10 protein-coding genes are annotated in these 16,965 nt (G+C 63.8%); 4 read left to right on the forward strand and 6 right to left on the reverse strand.

What is annotated here, in order from left to right; all coding sequences use genetic code 11:
* Nucleotides 1–248: 248 nt before the first annotated feature.
* Nucleotides 249–1,034: a SapC family protein gene (locus tag AC1VVM_RS20590; RefSeq protein ID WP_482905609.1), complete on the reverse strand. Its 786-nt coding sequence runs from the start codon at nt 1,032–1,034 to the stop codon at nt 249–251.
* An 839-nt stretch (nt 1,035–1,873) separates the two neighbouring features.
* Between AC1VVM_RS20590 and AC1VVM_RS20595 the strand changes: the two genes are divergently transcribed.
* Together AC1VVM_RS20595 and AC1VVM_RS20600 are read left to right on the forward strand one after the other, a co-directional pair.
* A complete protein-coding gene (locus AC1VVM_RS20595; protein WP_482957283.1) occupies nt 1,874–4,963 on the forward strand; it encodes a TonB-dependent receptor domain-containing protein in 3,090 nt (1,029 codons plus the stop codon).
* Nucleotides 4,964–5,034: 71 nt separating this feature from the next.
* Nucleotides 5,035–6,618 (forward strand): rhamnogalacturonidase, encoded by a 1,584-nt coding sequence (locus tag AC1VVM_RS20600; RefSeq protein WP_482905611.1) that lies wholly within the window; start codon nt 5,035–5,037, stop codon nt 6,616–6,618.
* Nucleotides 6,619–6,823: 205 nt separating this feature from the next.
* On the opposite strand, the gene AC1VVM_RS20605 is transcribed toward AC1VVM_RS20600, so the two are convergent.
* The 4 genes from AC1VVM_RS20605 to AC1VVM_RS20620 all read right to left on the reverse strand — a co-directional run bounded on the left by AC1VVM_RS20605 (nt 6,824) and on the right by AC1VVM_RS20620 (nt 12,871).
* Nucleotides 6,824–7,978: an endo-1,4-beta-xylanase gene (locus AC1VVM_RS20605; RefSeq protein ID WP_482957284.1), complete on the reverse strand. Its 1,155-nt coding sequence runs from the start codon at nt 7,976–7,978 to the stop codon at nt 6,824–6,826.
* Nucleotides 7,975–9,552, reverse strand: coding sequence for an MGH1-like glycoside hydrolase domain-containing protein (locus tag AC1VVM_RS20610; protein ID WP_482957285.1), 1,578 nt, complete (start codon nt 9,550–9,552; stop codon nt 7,975–7,977). Before AC1VVM_RS20610 ends, AC1VVM_RS20605 begins: the two co-directional genes overlap by 4 nt.
* Nucleotides 9,553–9,571: 19 nt before the next feature.
* Complete coding sequence (locus tag AC1VVM_RS20615; protein ID WP_482905615.1) at nt 9,572–11,188, reverse strand: glycoside hydrolase family 43 protein; 1,617 nt, start codon at nt 11,186–11,188, stop codon at nt 9,572–9,574.
* Between the two features lie 198 nt (nt 11,189–11,386).
* Nucleotides 11,387–12,871, reverse strand: coding sequence for a UxaA family hydrolase (locus tag AC1VVM_RS20620; RefSeq protein ID WP_482906764.1), 1,485 nt, complete (start codon nt 12,869–12,871; stop codon nt 11,387–11,389).
* 98 nt (nt 12,872–12,969) lie between these two features.
* Here AC1VVM_RS20620 and uxaC point away from each other — a divergent pair, with 98 nt between their 5' ends.
* Entirely contained in the window at nt 12,970–14,451 is a 1,482-nt protein-coding gene (uxaC, locus tag AC1VVM_RS20625) for a glucuronate isomerase (protein WP_482905616.1), read from the forward strand.
* 7 nt (nt 14,452–14,458) lie between these two features.
* Nucleotides 14,459–15,514, forward strand: a complete 1,056-nt coding sequence (locus AC1VVM_RS20630; RefSeq protein WP_482905617.1) for a LacI family DNA-binding transcriptional regulator — start codon at nt 14,459–14,461, stop codon at nt 15,512–15,514.
* 4 nt (nt 15,515–15,518) lie between these two features.
* On the opposite strand, the gene AC1VVM_RS20635 is transcribed toward AC1VVM_RS20630, so the two are convergent.
* Nucleotides 15,519–16,823, reverse strand: a complete 1,305-nt coding sequence (locus AC1VVM_RS20635; protein ID WP_482957286.1) for a dicarboxylate/amino acid:cation symporter — start codon at nt 16,821–16,823, stop codon at nt 15,519–15,521.
* Nucleotides 16,824–16,965: the final 142 nt, after the last annotated feature.

A 16,965-nucleotide genomic window follows, 5' to 3' on the forward strand; every position in this document is an offset into this window, starting at 1 on the left:
GTGAAGCCCCCCGGAGCCTGATCGGCCTGTTGTCCGGCCCGCCTTAGGAGCGGGATGGCCCTGCTGTACGCCACGCGGCGGGCAGCAGGAATCCGGGACAACACATAGAAAATGTCAGAATAATTTCTTGCTTATCAAAGCGTTAGAAAATCATTCGCGATGTCTTGAGACGCGGCGATGCGTCAAAGCCGCCCTTTCCGCACTGCCTTATGCAGCGCGGATCGGGCGGCTCTGGTACGGCCGGAAAATCAGGTCGTGCGGGAAACCGCCGCCAGCGCGTCCCACTTCGCCTGCGAAGCGATCTGCGCATGGATCGCGGGCAGCGCACCGGCTTCACGCAGGCGCAGGAACTGCTCGTTCGGCAGCGCTTCGAAGCGGGTGCGATCTACTGTGCTGTATTCGACCAACAGACTGGGATCAGTTGCACCAGGCGCAGTGTAGTGCACACGCTTTACTTCGAAGAGCTCCAGCTCTTCCAGCAATGCGATCAGCAAACGCGTGCGGGCCTGCGCGCTTTCGTAGTTCTCGCAGAATCGCAGCGCCTGAAGGGTCAGCTCGGTGGCTTCGCCGCTGTCGAAGAGCGCGACGGCACCGTCTTCGGTCTTGCCGGCGACGCGGCCAGAAGCGTGATCGAGGCAGAGGATCAGGCGTTCGCTGCCTTCATCACGCGCAAACACGAAAGGATAGCGGCGCAAATAGGCGGGAATATAGGCCCCTGCCTGATAGCGGCCTTCCGAAACGAACAGATTGCGCTCCGCTTCCAGTCCGGTGACGACGTAAGGCTGGCGATCGTCGCCGAAGAACAGGATGGGATAGTCGAGCGAGGCCCGTTCGAACTCATCGACGGTCAACTGGATCATCGGCGCGGCGGCGGCAAAGCCGAAATCGGTGGGCGCCACGATCACCGCCGCATCGGCGTGAGTCGCGCTGTGTACAGGACGTGGATCGCGATAGAGCGGAAGGCTTCCGTTAACCTGCGGCGCGTTGGCGGCCCCTGCCGCAACATTCGCGGCCTTGCGATTCTTCTGCTTCAATTCCGTCATATGCCCCACCGAAAAAATCAAATCCCGTCGCAGCCAACCTGAACTTTCGTGCGCAATGCGCACCGTCAAATCTGCAACTTTGGTACGATTTTGGCATTATAGAGCGGTTAACGCCCCCGCAAGCATGTCCCCTATGAAATTTATTTCCGAATGGTCAAAAGTGCGCAATACGAACGCCAAATTATGGTTAAAATGACACTAAACGCGCAGAAGGTCCGGTACAGTATTCGATATTTTTCGATACAATTGGATAATGCCGAAACTCATCTTGATAATAACGACACCATTACGGGCTTTGAGAAAAATTTGCTTCAGTAGATTTTTCGAGAAATGACCTGTGCTTGCACTGAATTGTGAAACATAGGTCTGCATTGTCCATTTGTCAGATCAAGGCGGCGTGTACGTTGTGCAATACCATCCGATTGGGCAACACACTTATACGCCACAAACTGCATCTTTGACGCCTGCGATCATCGTCCACGCGCCTTGACCGTATTATCGCCCCTGCCGAGCCTTGTGCGGGCCGAGGCAATCCTGTCGGGGCACAAATTTGCGCCCATACTATCCACATGAATTTCCTGTGAAACCAGCGCCGATCGAGCCATCCCAAGCGCCAACCGGAACGCAATGCAACAGCCACGTAGAGCTCGCCGTTGCGACCGGAGCAGCGACCGAACCATATGTCGCGTTTGTTGCATCGCTTGACGCGACCCGGTTTGAGGCATACGTGTAGATCCAGATGATAGCGCTACCTAATGCGCTACAGAGCCAATACGTGAGTTGGAGCCCCGCGCTCCGACGATCAGTTCGGTTGAAAAAGGGGAGGAATGATGAAGGACATGTCATCTTTGCGCGCGTATCTCTTGGGTGGGGCCGCGCTTATTTTTTACCACAGTGTGCCAGCGCTGGCACAGGACGCCGCTCCGGCAGCTGCACCGCCTTCGGATACGCAAACCGCACAGCAGGAAGCCACTGCGGCCGACATCATCGTCACCGGCTCGCGCATCGCGCGCAACGGCTTCGATGCCTCCACGCCGGTCAGCGTGGTGAGCCAGGAAGACATCAAGCTTTCCGGCAATGTGAATGTCGAGCGGACTTTGTCCGAACTGCCTCAGGTGGTCGGCTCGCAGCTTGGCAGCGCGACTTCGAACACCGTTCCGGGCGGCTTTGCGGACGTCAATCTTCGCGGGTTCGGCTCGACGCGTAACCTGGTGCTGGTCAATGGACGGCGCTATGCCATTTACGGCCCGGAGCAAGTCACCGATCTCAACACCATCCCGTCCAGCCTGATCGCCCGCACGGAAATCGTGACCGGCGGCTCTTCCGCTGTCTATGGTTCGGACGCGATCACCGGCGTCGTCAACTTCATCATGCGCGACGATTTCGAAGGCGTGGAAGCACGCGCGCAGCTCAACATGGACCGTCCGACGGGCACGCCCGTCTACACGTTCGACCTGACCATGGGCGGCAATTTCGCGGATGGCCGCGGCAATCTCGTCGTCTCAGGCAACTATCTCAACCGAGGGTCGATCACGCGCGGCGAGCGCGGCGATTTCGCCTATGACTCGCTGTCGGACGGCTGCGTCGTTCCCGGCAGCGGCAGCAGCAGTCGCGCGGGCACGCCTTTCACGCCGCCGTCCGGTCAGGGCTGCGTCGCCGGTGGCGGCCAGCTGGGCTTCGTAGCCGGCGGCAGCGGCGACATTCCCAACGGTCGCTTCTCCGGCATCCCGGCCTTCGGCGGTTCGAACACGGCGCTGAACGCGGCCTATGCCGCAGCGGGCCTTTCCTCGCTCACCTCGCGCGGGTTCACCTTCAATGACGCGGGAACCACCGCACGCCCGCAGATCTCGCCGCAGGATGACTTCAACCTCGGCCCCGACAACTACCTGATCCAGCCGCAAAAGCGCTGGATGATCAACAGCTTCGGCCATTATGACGTCACCGACAGCGTCACCGGCTACATGGAGCTTCACTACAGCAACAACGTAGTGAACGCCCGCCTCGCACCGACCAATGTCGGCGCCCCGACGCTGTTCGATGTCGACAATCCCTATCTGACGCCGCAGCTGCAGGACGTCCTGCACCAGCTCGATCTGGCGGAAACCGGCACCACCACCGTCACCAGCGGCACGTCCACGCGCACGACCACGCCGGGCGACGGTCTGGCCGTGCTCACCGCCGGCCGGCGCTACAGCGAAGTCGGCCCGCGTCTGGCCAGCGAACGACGCAACGTGTTCCGCGGCGCCTGGGGCCTGAAGGGTAAGATCGGCGATCTGTCCGAAGATTTCTTCACCGACCTGAAGTTCGACGCCTATTACACTTATGCGCGCAGCGAGGACACGCTGCTGCTCCAGAACGCGATCTCCCGCAGCCGCCTGCAGGCCGCCTTGCTCTCGGTGGGTGGTGCGGACCCGGTCTGCAACATCTTCGGCCAGAACGTCTCGGCAGACTGCGCGAACGCAATCCGCATCAGTGCCACCAACTCCACCATCGCCACCCAGCAGGTAGCGCAAGGCAGCATCACCGGCACCGCGTTCAAGCTTCCGGCCGGCCCGGTGGGCTTCTCGCTCGGCACCGAATGGCGCAAGTCCAGCGCCACCTTCACGCCGGACTCCTTCCTGGCATCGGGCGACGTCGCGGGCTTCAACCCCGGCCTTCCGACCAAGGGCGACGTTTCGGTGAAGGAAATCTTCGGCGAGCTTCGCGTGCCGCTGGTGCACGATACGCGCTTCGTTGAAAGCCTGGTTGCCAATGGCGGCTTCCGCTATTCGGACTACAGCCTCGCGGGCGTGGGCGGCCAATGGACCTACCTTGGCGGTCTGGACTGGCGCGTCAACCGGGACATCGCGTTCCGGGGCCAATACCAGCGCGCCATCCGCGCGCCCAACGTCAGCGAGCTGTACGGCGGCGTGACCCGCGTGGTCGGCGTGGCGACCGATCCCTGCTCGTCGCGCGCGCCCACCGCACAGCAGACCGCCGCCGTGCGCGCCGTCTGTGTCGCCACCGGCGTTCCGACTGCTGCGGTGTTCACCGACGCAGTGCAGCCCAACAGCATCATGCCGGCCGATTTCGGTGGCAATCCGAACCTGGGTGCCGAAAAGTCCGACACGGTCACGTTCGGTGCAGTGCTGACGCCCAGCTTCGCGCCCCGGCTCTACCTGAGCGTCGATTACTTCAACATCTCGCTCGACGGCGCGATCTCGTCGCTGGGTGGCGGCCTCCAGAACACGCTGAACCTCTGCTATACCGTCATTCAGGACGCCAATAGCGAGTTCTGCCGCGCCATCGTCCGCAATCCCAACACGGGCGAGATCAACGATCCTTATGTGGCGCAGATCCGCAACGCCAATACCGGCAAGCTCAAGACCTCCGGCATCGACTTCGCGGCGCGCTACTCGTTCAACGTGGGCTTCGGCCTGCCGGGCGTGGGCGAGACCAGTTCGTTCGATATCAGCAGCAGCATGACCTATCTGGACGAGTTCACCTCCGTCCCGGTCGCCGCCCTGCCCGATATCAAGAACGAATGCGCCGGGGCCTACGGCCCGACGTGCGGCCAGCCGCTTCCGCGCTGGCGCGGCACGACGCGCATCACCTGGAATGTCGAGGATCTCAGCCTGAGCCTGCGGCACCGCTATATCGGCAAGGTCACGACCGACCGCTTCGTAGTGCCTGACCGTCAGGGCGCGGCCAATGCGCCTGCTCTGGACAGCTTCGCCTATCCGGTGCTCAAGGCGCAGAACTACTTCGATCTGTCGTTCAACTATACGCTCAAGGACGGGATCGAGATCTTCGGCGGCGCGAACAACATGTTCAACAACAAGCCTCCGGTGACGACGCAGGGACCGAACGCCAATACCTTCTCGGCCACCTATGACGTGCTCGGGACGGAGTTCTTCCTTGGCGCCCAGCTAAAGTTCTAAAATACAATGGGACGGGAAGCGGACGGATCCGCTTCCCGTCCAACAGACCCGCTACGGGGGAGAGAATAATCATGGGGTTTGACCGGCGCGCCTTCATCCAGGGCGGAATTCTGGCGGGCGCGGCGTCCTTCACGCAGGCCGCTGCGGGCGCACCGGGCAAACTGCTCATGTCGGCAACGGGCGGCGGCGTGGTGGACGTCCGCCACTTCGGCGCCAAGGGCGATGGCCGCACGATCGACAGCGGCGCGATCAACAAGGCGATCGACCATGCCGCATCGCTCGGCGGCGGCACCGTCTATTTTCCGGCCGGCACTTACGCCAGCTATACGATCCGCCTCAAGAGCAACATCACGCTCCTGCTGGGAGACGGCGCCACGCTGCTGGCCGCCGCGCCCACGGAGACGCACGGCTACGACCATGCCGAACCCATCGGCGACTGGGGTGCCTATCAGGACTTCGGCCATGGCCATTGGCGCAACAGCCTGATCTGGGGCGAAGACCTCCACGATATCGCCATCCTCGGACCCGGCCTGATCTGGGGCAAGGGGCTGGGCCGCGGCGACGGCAAGGACAACTGGCTGAACGACCCCACCGGGCCGGGCACCGGCAACAAGGCAATCGCGCTCAAGAACTGTCGCAACGTCACCCTGCGCGACGTGCACATACTGGAGGGCGGCTGGTTCGCCCTGCTCGCGACCGGCGTCGATAATCTCACCATCGACAACGTGCTGGCCGACACCAACCGCGACGGGTTCGACATCGATTGCTGCCGCAACGTGCGCATCAGCAACTGCACGGTCAATTCCCCGTGGGACGACGGCATCTGCCCCAAGAGCAGCTATGCGCTGGGCCATCCCCGGATCACCGAGAACCTCACGATTTCGAATTGCTTCGTCACCGGCAACTATGAAGTCGGCTCGGTGCTGGACGGCACCTGGCGGAAGATGCCCGCCTCCTTCGCGCCGAAGATCCACGGGCGTATCAAGTTCGGCACCGAATCCAACGGCGGCTTCCGCAACATTGCGATCACCAACTGCATCTTCGAAGACAGCCGGGGCCTTGCCTTCGAGACAGTGGACGGCGCGGTGGTAGAGGACGTGACCGTCAGCAACATCACCATGCGCGGCATCATCGATGCGCCGCTGTTCCTGCGCATCGGCAAGCGGATGCGCGGACCGGCAGGTGTACCCATCGGATCGATGAAGCGCATCCTCATCCAGAACGTGGTCAGTTCCAACGCCACTATCCTGCCCTCGGTCATCGCGGGCCTTGCCGATCACCGGATCGAGGATGTGACTATCGCCGACTGCCATTTCCATCACGTCGGCGGCGCGCCGGCGGAAATGGCCCGCGTCCGGCCTCCCGAGGCCGAACTGGCCTATCCCGAAGCGACCATGTTCGGCGACCTTCCTGCCACCGGCTTCTTCGTTCGCCACGCGCGCAACATGCGTTTCAGCAATGTCGAGGTGTCCGTGGCCGCTCCCGACCCCCGCGCGGCGTTCCGACTGGAAGATGTGCGGGATGCCGACTTCATCGACATCCGTGCGCCCGGCCGGCCGACCTATTCGCTGGAGGGAGTAACCGGCTTTCGCAGCACCGGTGGCCGCGGGATGGAAGACCGCCGCGCCGATGGGCCGCTTTCGGGCGAGTTCTAGACCGGGAGGGCAGATCCGGGCGCGAATAACCCGCCGCGGTAGGCACATTCGCAACCCGGAACTCACCCGGTCGGGCTCCGACATCACCGTCGCCCCCGCGAAGGCGGGGGCCCCGCTTCTTGGCGACCTCTCGCCCAGCACAACAGAAGCGGGATCCCCGCCTGCGCGGGGATGACGGGGTTGGTTGAATCAGCTGTATGCGGCCTTATCCCCTACCCGCCTGAACCTTCCGCCGATCCGGTGCCGCAGCAAAAGCAGCCGCAATCGCATCGTGGAAGGGCTTCGCGCGAAAATCCGCATCATACGGACAAGGCCGCTTGGGCAACCCGTCCGGACGCGGGCGCAGACCGTTCAGCCAGCTATAACGATCGGACAGCCCCCAGCACATCACCGTATCGATCTGCCGATAGGACAGCATCAGATCGAGATAGGCCTTGGCATGCGCCGCGACCTCGGCATCCCGCGGACCGATGGCGCCCGGCAGCGGGTTGTCGTGAATGTCCATCTCGGTAATCAGCAGGTCGAAGCCCATGCCGGTCACTTCATCGAGGAAGCGGCGCCAGGCGGTCTCGTCCAGCGCGCCGAGGCCGGTCGGCGTGTCGCTATACTTGCTGCCAAGGTGGCTCTGGACGCCCAGCGCGTCGACCGGTGTGCCGCGCTTGCGGAACTCTTCCAGCAGCCGCAGCACACCATCGCGGTGCACGCCCTCATCGCTGCGCCAGCCCATGTAGTCGTTGTAAACAAGCTGGGCCTTGGGCGCCGCCTGCCGCGCCGTGTGAAAGGCGATATCCAGCGTCTCGATCGCACCCAGACGCTGCGACAGCGCGGTTTCGCGAAGCTTGCCAGTTTCGGAATCGACCGCCTCGTTGACCACGTCGAAACTGTCCACGCGCGGCGCATAGCGGCCTGCCACCGTGGAAACGTGCTGGGTCAGCAGCCGCTCCGCCTCGGCCTTGGGGTTCGCGCCGTAGTCATGCTTCGACACCCATTCAGGCATCCAGTGCTCGCTGTGCCAAAGCAGTGTGTGCCCGCGCACGCCCATTCCATTGGCCGTCGCCCAGTCCACGATGCGGTCGGCGGCCGTGAAGTCGAAGTGCTCCGCATCGGGTCGGGTCGCCGCCCATTTCATCTCGTTTTCAGGCACGACCAGCGCGCATTGCGCGGCATTGAGCGCGCGATAGCGTGGGTCCGCGAAGTTGTTCTTGCCCATCGTGCTCCCGAACCGGATGCCCTTGGCCGCACCCTGCGACGCGAGCGAATCCGCCTCCCGCGCGAAGGCGGGCATGGGCAGCGCCATGGCGGCGGCACCGGCGATCAGGGTGCGGCGGCTGAGCTTCATGGTGTCTGGTCCTTGGGTCATAGCGATACCTGTTCGTTGGCGCGCAGCGTCAGGCTGCGCGGCTTGCGGCCCGCCAGGCGCAGGCTGATGGTCTGTGGGCGCGGGTCGATGCCCACGAGATGGCGCGGAATGCCCAGCGCGTCGGTAACGAGGCGGGCCGACCCGCCCGCGATCCGGGCCATGGGCGCGCCGTTTAGAGTAAGGTCGGCTCCGCCCGCGCCATAGGCCATGACGGCGGTGCGCCCGCCGTCCGTCCGCATCGAAAGGCGAGCATCCTGCGCGGCAGCGTGGCCCGGGCGAACGTTCCAGTGCAGGCCGTCAGCCTCTTCGCAGACGCCGACCAACCGCCAGCTGTAATCGACCATGACCAGCGCGGCGGGAGAATAGCCCGGCGCTTCCTCAAGCGTGAAAGCGCCCGTGTGGGGGTTCATCTGCTGGCGGAAGGTCATGTCGCGCTGGAGCGCTTCGCACCAGTGGTCCATCATTTCGGTGAACTCGGCGGAGCGGCCATAATGGTCGAACCAGCGGCCCGCCCGCAACGCGGTGAGCGCCTGCGTCGCGCCGCCCCAACTGTTGGCGGGGAAAGAGCCGACGAAGGCGGGATCGTCCATCGCCACCGAGGTCAGCGGGAACGGCGCCCAGAACGCCTCGGGATTATGCAACTGCCGCGCCCAGAGCGTGTCGAACAGCGCCTGATCGGGCACATGCTCCCCGCAGACGCGCGACAGGATGTCCGACCGGACGCGGATGAAATCACCCTTGGCATCCAGATCGTAGAAGGCGGCATCCTCCGGCACGTAGAGTTTCGCGAGGATGAGGCTGCGAATGTTCTCGGCCTGCTCCGCCCAGCGATCCGCGTCCGCCGTCTTGCCCAGCGCGCGCGCCATTTCGGCGAGTGCCTGCCTGCCGCCGAAGACCGTGGCGGAAAGGTCCGGGCAGAGGCGCGGCAGAGTGGCGATGGGATGGTGAGTTCGTGCGTCCTTGTTGGGACACTGGTTGGGCATCCCGGCCCAGCGCGGACTGTTGTCATGCCCGGTGTCGTAAGTGCAGAAACCCTCCACCAGCCCGGTTCCGCGCGTATTGCGGTATCGCATCAGCCAGCCGTCCCACGCCGAGCAGGCGCGGTAGGCCGCTTCCAGCAGAGCGCCGTCACCCGTCGCACGCGCCAGTTCCCATGCGGTGGCGGCGATGGGCACCACCATCTGGATCTGCCCGAAGCCGGTTTCCGCCAGCTTGTTGTTGGCGGGCAACTGGCCGTCGGCGCGCTGCAACTCGAAGAAGGTCATGTGGCTGCTGCGCGCCACGTCCGGGCGGAACTTGCGATAGACCAATGCTTCGTGCGGGCCGCATTCCTGCCAGATGCCCTGATAGACCGCCCCCTCGATCAGCACCGGCTTGCTGACATAGGGCATCGTCTGGACATTGGCGGCCAGCACTTCGAGCGCTTTGTCATAGGCGGCCTGCCAGCGGGCGTTGCCGGTCCGGAAGTTCGGCGCGTCGAAGCGGGGGGCGTTCTCCGCCGTTTCTGCGTGGGCACGAAAAGCCATGCCGGCACTGGCAACGGCCGTGGAGATGAGGAAGGAGCGACGGTCCATGCAGGTCTTTCCGGCTTGATCAGGGTGCGGCGGGCGCGGGATGCTCTACGCGGAACCAGTCCACGTCGATCGATCCGCCGGGCGCGCCATGCGTGAAGGTGAACAGTCCGGGCCGCGAGCCCTTCCACCATGAGAACGGCGCCAGAGCGATCGGATCGCCCATCGGCCGGAAAGCGCGCCCATCAAGGCTGTAGCTATAGCGAACCGTCTGGTCCGCACCGACCTCTGCGCGCAGGTCCACGGCGGGTGCGGACAGGACGTCACCGGCGGTTTCCACTCCTGCCGATGCCAGTGTCAGGCGGGCCTTTCCGCCCTCTTGCACAATACCGATCCAGCTTGGCTTCACGCCGAACAGGGTCAGGCCCGCGCGCTGGCCGTCGGTCATGCGACCGATCTCGATCCGGGTGGTGATCCGGCTGGAGGGCCCTTGCAGGATCTGCGTCAGCGTGTTGCGGGCCGTTACCAGATGCTCGGCGGACAGCGCATTCAGTCGCAGGAAACCGCGCCGGGCCGTCAGGCTCCACGCGCTGCCGTCCGGGTTGTGGTTCCATTCCCATTGCGGGCCGAGACGGGGCGCGGAGAACGCGTCCGAATCCTGCAAACGCACATTGGGCGTCCACGATCCGGTATCGGGCGCGGCATGCTCGGAAACGGGCTGTCCGGTCTCCGCGCCGGGCAGGACATCGCCGATCACCGGCCAGTCATCCACCCATTTCAAAGGTTCCAGGTAGGTGATGCGGCCAAAGGCGCCGGTGCTGTTGAAGTGGACGAACCAGCCCTGCCCCGAAGGCGTCTCCACCCAGCCGCCCTGATGCGGGCCTTCGAGCGCGCTCCGGCCCTGCGCCAGCACGACTTTCGCCTCGTAAGGCCCGCGGATGGACCGCGAGCGCAGCGCCACTTGCGCGCCCTTCGAAACACCGCCGAAGGGCGCGAGGATATAGTACCAGCCATTGCGCTTGTAGAACTTGGGCCCTTCGAGGATCGGCAGGTTCTGCTTGTCCTCGACGATCACTTCGCCCGTATCCAGCACGCGTTTGCCGTCCGGGCTCATGCGGTGGAGGATCAGCGGCCCGGCGCCGTGGCGCGAGTGGACCAGCCAGGCCTGACCGTCATCGTCCCAGAAAGGACAGGGATCTTCCAGCAGGGGCTGGTCGATTACTTTGATCGGCGCGCTCCACGGCCCTTCCGGCTTTGCGGCGGTGGCCATGAAGATGCCTTCGTCCGGCGTTGCCCAGTAGACATAGAACAGGCCGCGGTGATGCCGGATCGAAGGCGCCCAGACGCCGCCCGCATAGCGCGTGCCGCCCACCGGCTTCGATATGCCGTCGTTCAGCGTGTGCGGCCCCGGCATGTCGTATTCCGGTGCGAAGGGCAGGCGCGGCAGGACATGACCGAGGATCGACCAGTGAACCAAATCGCGCGAATGCAGGATCGGGATTCCGGGCGAGAAATGGAAGCTCGACGCCACCAGATAGTAATCGTCCCCCACGCGCAGGACATCGGGGTCCGAATAGTCGGCATAGAGGATGGGGTTCTGATACGTGGCGCCGGGCGCCTCGGCCGTGACGGACGCTCCGCCCAGCGCGCAGACGCTCAACAGCGTGAGAACAGGCACTTTTCGTGCGATTGAAGCCATCCGCCCCTCCATTGCGGGGCGCACGGGGCGGATGTGACCGCTCCCGTTTCGCCTCCGCCGACCCTCTCTATTTTTCCCGATCATGGTGCGAAGCGAGACCTCGCGCAATGATTTTCGTTAGCGCTACCATTTCACAATCAAACAGGCATGATTTCGCCCTGCCCCGGGACGTTTACGACGCTCTTTCCGCTTGGGTAACTAAAGCGTGACGCCCCGCTTCCAGATCGCGATATCACGCTCGCCATTGAGTTCGTTCCGGGCCGGTCGCCCAGAAGCGATGGCGCAGATCGTTTCCATGATCGCCCTCGTCCCCGCCTCGAAACCGTCGTCCAGCACGACGGCCGTGTCGAAATCGATCCATTTCGATTTCCGCTGGGCGAGATCGTGATTGGTGGCGAGTTTGAGCGTAGGCACCGGGCTGCCCAGCGGCGTACCGCGCCCGGTCGAAAACAGCGTCAGCGTGACCCCGGCAGCGGCGAGCGCGGTCGTCGAGACGGCATCGTTCCCCGGCGCCTCCAGCAAGGTGAGACCACGCTCGGTAATCCGAGCACCATAGCGCAGAACCTTGCTGACGCGGGCGCGGCCACCCTTCTGCACCGCACCGAGCGATTTCTCTTCAAGCGTGGTGATCCCTCCGGCGACATTGCCGGGGCTGGGATTTTCGGAAATCGGCTCACCATGCGCGATGAAGTAGCGTTTGAAGTCGTTCACGACCTCAACGATGTCCTCGAACACCTCGCGGTTGACGGCGCGGCGCATGAGCAGACGTTCCGCCCCGAAAATTTCGGGTATCTCGGTGAGCACCGCATAGCCGCCGGCCTGCGTCACAAGGTCGGCGGCCCGACCGATGAGGGGGTTAGCGGTCAGACCGCTCAAGCCGTCCGATCCGCCGCACTTCAGTCCAAGGCGAAGCTCGGAAATATCGACCGGTTCGCGGCGATCTTGCCCTGCCATCGCGACGAGGTCCGCGATTGCCGCATGGGCATCCTCGTACTCGTCCTCGCTCATCTGCGCGCCGACGCTGCGCACGCGCTCGCGGCGTTCGGCGGGGATACGCTCCAGCAAGGCGGCAAGCTGGTTTTCCTCGCAGCCCAGCCCGAGCAGCAACACCCCGCCCGCGTTCGGATTGCAGGCCAGCGAGGCCAGCAACTGGGCCGTCGCGCCCAGATCGTCGCCCAATTGCGAACATCCCAGCGGGTGGGGAAAGGCGACGACGCTGTCGACCCGACCGGCATGACGGTCATTGGCTTCGCGGGCTATCCGCTCGGCGGTTCGGGCCACGCAGCCGACGGTCGGGATCACCCAGATTTCATTGCGCGTGCCCACGGAACCGTCCGCGCGGCGATAGCCGTCGAAGTGCCACGTGTCCGCAGACGGCGCCGACAGACCGCCCTCGTCCGGGACGTAAGAGTAGGGCTCTTCGGCAACCAGATTCGTGGAGATATTGTGGCTGTGAACATGCGCGCCGACCGGAATGTCCCGCGTGGCGGTGCCGATCGGCCAGCCGTAACGGCATACCAGCGCGCCTGACGCAATCGGCTCGATGGCGAACTTGTGGCCGCGTTCGATCGGTTCGATCAGCGTGACCGGGCCATTTGCAAGATCGATGGACTCGCCTGCGTCAAGCTGCCGCAAGGCTACCGCCACCTGGTCCTGCGGATCGATCTGGATGGCGGCGGGGATGTCCAAAATGCTCTCCTGACAAAACTCGTTACACTCTCTCGATTGCCCCGCGTTAACACTTGTGCCATCGCTGGCACAACATTTTTTGGGGACCGCCCTTGCCTAAATTGTCACTTGACCCGAACCGCCTGTTTCCGGCTGAAACCGCCACGCGTTCCGTGGCCCGCGAGCTGTATGATTCCATTGCGGGACTTCCGATCATCAGCCCGCACGGCCACACCGATCCGGCCTGGTTTGCAACCAACCAGCCGTGGGAAGACGCGACTTCACTCTTGCTGGCGCCGGATCACTATCTCTACCGGATGCTCTACAGTCAGGGCATCAGCATGGAGTCGCTTTGCGTTCCCGCCCATGGCGAGACCAGCCCGGCGGACCGGCGCGAGGCATGGCGGATATTTGCCGGCAACCAGCATCTTTTCCGGGGCACGCCCTCACGCCTGTGGCTGGATCACGTGTTTTCGGAAGTGTTCGGCTTCGAGGATGAGCTTTCCGCCGACACTGCCGACTTCTATTTCGACCGGATAGGCGAACTGCTCGGCCAGCCCGCCTATCGGCCCCGCGCGCTGTTCGAGCGCTTCAATATCGAACTCATCGCGACGACCGAGGGCGCGCACGAAGACCTCGTACATCACCGCGCGATCTGGGAATCGGGCTGGAGCGGCCGCGTCGTCACTGCCTATCGACCCGACGCCGTCGTCGATCCCGAGCATGAGGATTTCAAGGAAGCGCTCACCGCGTTCGGAGAGCTTTCCGGCGAGGACGTGTGGACCTGGCAGGGCTACCTGAAAGGCCATCGCGCCCGCCGGGCGGACTTCATTGCGATGGGCGCGACCTCGACCGACCACGGCCATCCCACCGCCCGGACAGCCAATCTCTCGGCGCAGGAAAGCGAAGCGCTTTTCAACAAGGTGATGCGCGGCAGTGTCTCGCCCGAGGAAGCCGAACTGTTCCGCGCCCAGATGCTGACCGAAATGGCGGCGATGAGCATCGAGGACGGCCTCGTGATGCAGATCCATCCGGGCGCCTGCCGCAACCACAACAAGTGGCTGCACCGGGAATTCGGACGCGACAAGGGCGCGGACATCCCGATGCGGACGGACTACGTATCAAGCCTGCAACCACTGCTGGACCGCTTCGGCAATTCACGGGACCTTTCGATCATCCTGTTTACGCTGGACGAGTCGACTTACGCCCGCGAACTGGCGCCGCTGGCAGGCCATTACCCGTGCCTGAAGCTCGGCCCGGCGTGGTGGTTCCACGACTCGCCCGAGGGCATGATGCGGTTCCGCCAGATGACCACCGAAACGGCCGGATTCTACAACACGGTCGGCTTCAACGACGATACCCGGGCCTTCCTCTCCATCCCGGCCCGGCACGATGTCGCCCGCCGCGTGGACTGTGCTTTCCTGGCAAGGCTCGTCGTCGAGGGCCGTCTGAAACAATGGGAAGCGGCCGAACTGGCCGTCGACCTGACGTATAATCTTGCCAAGCAGGCCTACAAGCTGGACGGTCCGCTGAAAAAGCCGACCGATCAATCGCTTGAAAAAGTCGTCGCGTCGGAATCGCGTGTCACGGTATAGCCGGGGCATGGAAGTTTCGGAACGGGGCGCGTCAGGCAACGAGCCCACTATCGCTGATGTGGCCGAGGCCGCGAAAACGTCGATCAGAACGGTTTCGCGGGTGCTGAACGATTCGCCCAAAGTGAACGAGGAGACGCGCGAGCGAGTCAAACGCGCCATTGCCCTGCTCAATTTCCGGCCAAGCCCGCGCGCGCGGGCCTTGGCCATGGGCAGGTCGCTGCTAATCGGCATGCTTCACAACGACCGCAATGCCCTCGTCCTGGACACCGTCCAGCGGGGTATCGGCGGTGAGGCGACGCGGCGCGGATATGAACTGATCACCCACTCGGTCGATCTTGGCGGCGACGAAGCGATTGCGGACGTTCTGGCTTTCGCACGTCGCACCCGCATCGATGGCCTCGTCGTGCTTCCGCCCGTTTCCGGGATCATCGGCCTGCCGGAAGCGCTGAAGGTCGAGAACATCCACGCCGTCGCCGTTTCGGCCGTTCATCTGGACGGCTACCCGGCAGTAGTCCTTTCGCACGAGCGCAAGGCCGCCGGCGATGTGGCGAAATACCTGATCGAGCTGGGGCACGATAATATCGCGCTGATCAATGGTCCGCAGGACATGATCTCGGCCCGGGAACGCAGATCCGGCTTTCTGGAAGCGCTGGATGAATCCGGGATAACTCCGGCCGCGGAGTTCGAAGGCGATTACACGCTCGCCTCGGGCCGGTCGGCCGCCGAGGAAATTCTCTCCCGCACATCGCTCCCGACGGCTGTTTTCGCCGCCAACGATATCATGGCGGCGGGCGTTCTGAAGATTGCCGCCGAAAAGGGAATTCGCGTTCCGGACGACCTGTCCGTGGTCGGTTTCGACGGCAGCGTCCTTGCCGAAATGCTGATCCCCAGCCTCTCGACCGTCTCGCGTCCCTTCGGAAAAATGGCGGAACTGGCGACCAGCCACTTGCTGAACCTGATCGAGGGCAAGCCGCTCAAGACGGACAGTCCGCCGCTCGGCCTGACACTTCTTCCTTCAAGATCCAGCGGCCCGGTGACGCCGAAGCGGCATTCGGAAAAGTAACGGTTCACGCCGCCGACAGCGTTTCCGGATCGCCCGCCGCCGTCTGATTGAGCAGCCCTTCCCGCTTGGCGACGACCGTTGCCACGAGCACTTGTCCCGCCACGTTGACGGCGGTTCGCCCCATGTCGATGATGGGATCGATCGCCAGCAAGAGACCCGCGCCCTCCAGCGGCAGCCCAAGCGTTGTAAGCGTAAGCGTGAGCATCACGACCGCGCCGGTCAGACCCGCGGTAGCCGCCGATCCAAGGACGGAAACGAACACGATCAGCACGTAATCGAGAAGATGCAGGGGAATGCCGTAGAAATTCGCGACGAAAATCGCCGCCAGCGCGGGGTAGATCGAGGCGCATCCGTCCATCTTGGTCGTCGCTGCCAAGGGCACGGCAAATGCCGCATAGCCCTTTTCGACGCCCATTCGTTCGACCACCAGTTCGGTAACCGGCAGCGTTCCGACCGACGCGCGCGATACGAAGCCAAGCTGGATCGCCGGCCAGGCTTTCGCGAAGAAGGTAAGCGGCGACAGCCCGTTGAGCAGAAGCAGGACGGGGTAGACGACCAGCAGCACGATACCGAGGCCGAGATAGGTCGCGGCGGCGAAACTCCCGAGCTGGTGCAGCATGTCCCAGCCGTAAGTCGCAACGGCCGTACCGATGAGCGCCGCCGAGCCGATCGGCGTCAGCTTGATGATCCAGCCCAGGACCGTCCGCATTACCGCCAGAAACGAGCGAATGACGGCCAGAAACGGCTCCGCCTTTTCTCCGAGACTGAGCGTCGCAAATCCGATTGCCAGCGAAATGACGACGATCTGAAGGGTGTTGAACGAAATCGCGGTGCTTGGGGCGCCGCTTTCAGCGATCTTGGTGCTGGCACTCAGGCCAAGGCTGTTCGCCGGGACCAGTCCTTTCAGGAAATCCAGCCAGGTCCCGACGTTTGCGGGGCGGTGGCTCGCCAGTGACCCGGCATCCACGCCCACTCCCGGCTGCACGACAATGCCAACGGCGATGCCGATCGATACCGCGATAAGCGCCGTGATCGCGAACCAGAGAAGCGTCTGCCCCGCCAGCCGGGCGGCGTTTTCAAGCCGGCGCAAGTTCGCGATCGACGTGACGATGGCAGCAAAGATCAGCGGCGGCACGGTCGCGCTCAGAAGCCCGACGAAAGTCGATCCGGTCGTCTTCAGCGCGACGGCAAGCCCGTTGAGTTCACCCCCGGCCCCGGTCCCCAGCGCGCGTGCCAGAAAGCCTAGCGCACCGCCGGCAAGCATGCCCACGAGCACCTGGAATCCGAAGCTTCGATAATTGATCGTCATTCATTCCACCCGGCACGGATCGTGCCATGCCATCTAATCTCAACTAAATTACTAGACAATATGTGGTCATGGCGGACAAGCAAATTTTTCTACGCCTCCGGATACCGGCCCACAGCGCAGGGTATGCCGGGAAGGCAACCTG

This window comes from Novosphingobium sp. BL-S-33, assembly GCF_056857025.1.

Coding starts and splice junctions, on each gene's coding strand:
- AC1VVM_RS20595 (WP_482957283.1), top strand. CDS start 1,874: ATGAAGGACATGTCATCTTTGCGCGCGTATCTCTTGGGTGGGGCCGCG.
- AC1VVM_RS20600 (WP_482905611.1), top strand. CDS start 5,035: ATGGGGTTTGACCGGCGCGCCTTCATCCAGGGCGGAATTCTGGCGGGC.
- AC1VVM_RS20605 (WP_482957284.1), bottom strand. CDS start 7,978: ATGACCCAAGGACCAGACACCATGAAGCTCAGCCGCCGCACCCTGATC.
- AC1VVM_RS20610 (WP_482957285.1), bottom strand. CDS start 9,552: ATGGACCGTCGCTCCTTCCTCATCTCCACGGCCGTTGCCAGTGCCGGC.
- AC1VVM_RS20615 (WP_482905615.1), bottom strand. CDS start 11,188: ATGGCTTCAATCGCACGAAAAGTGCCTGTTCTCACGCTGTTGAGCGTC.
- AC1VVM_RS20630 (WP_482905617.1), top strand. CDS start 14,459: ATGGAAGTTTCGGAACGGGGCGCGTCAGGCAACGAGCCCACTATCGCT.
- AC1VVM_RS20635 (WP_482957286.1), bottom strand. CDS start 16,823: ATGACGATCAATTATCGAAGCTTCGGATTCCAGGTGCTCGTGGGCATG.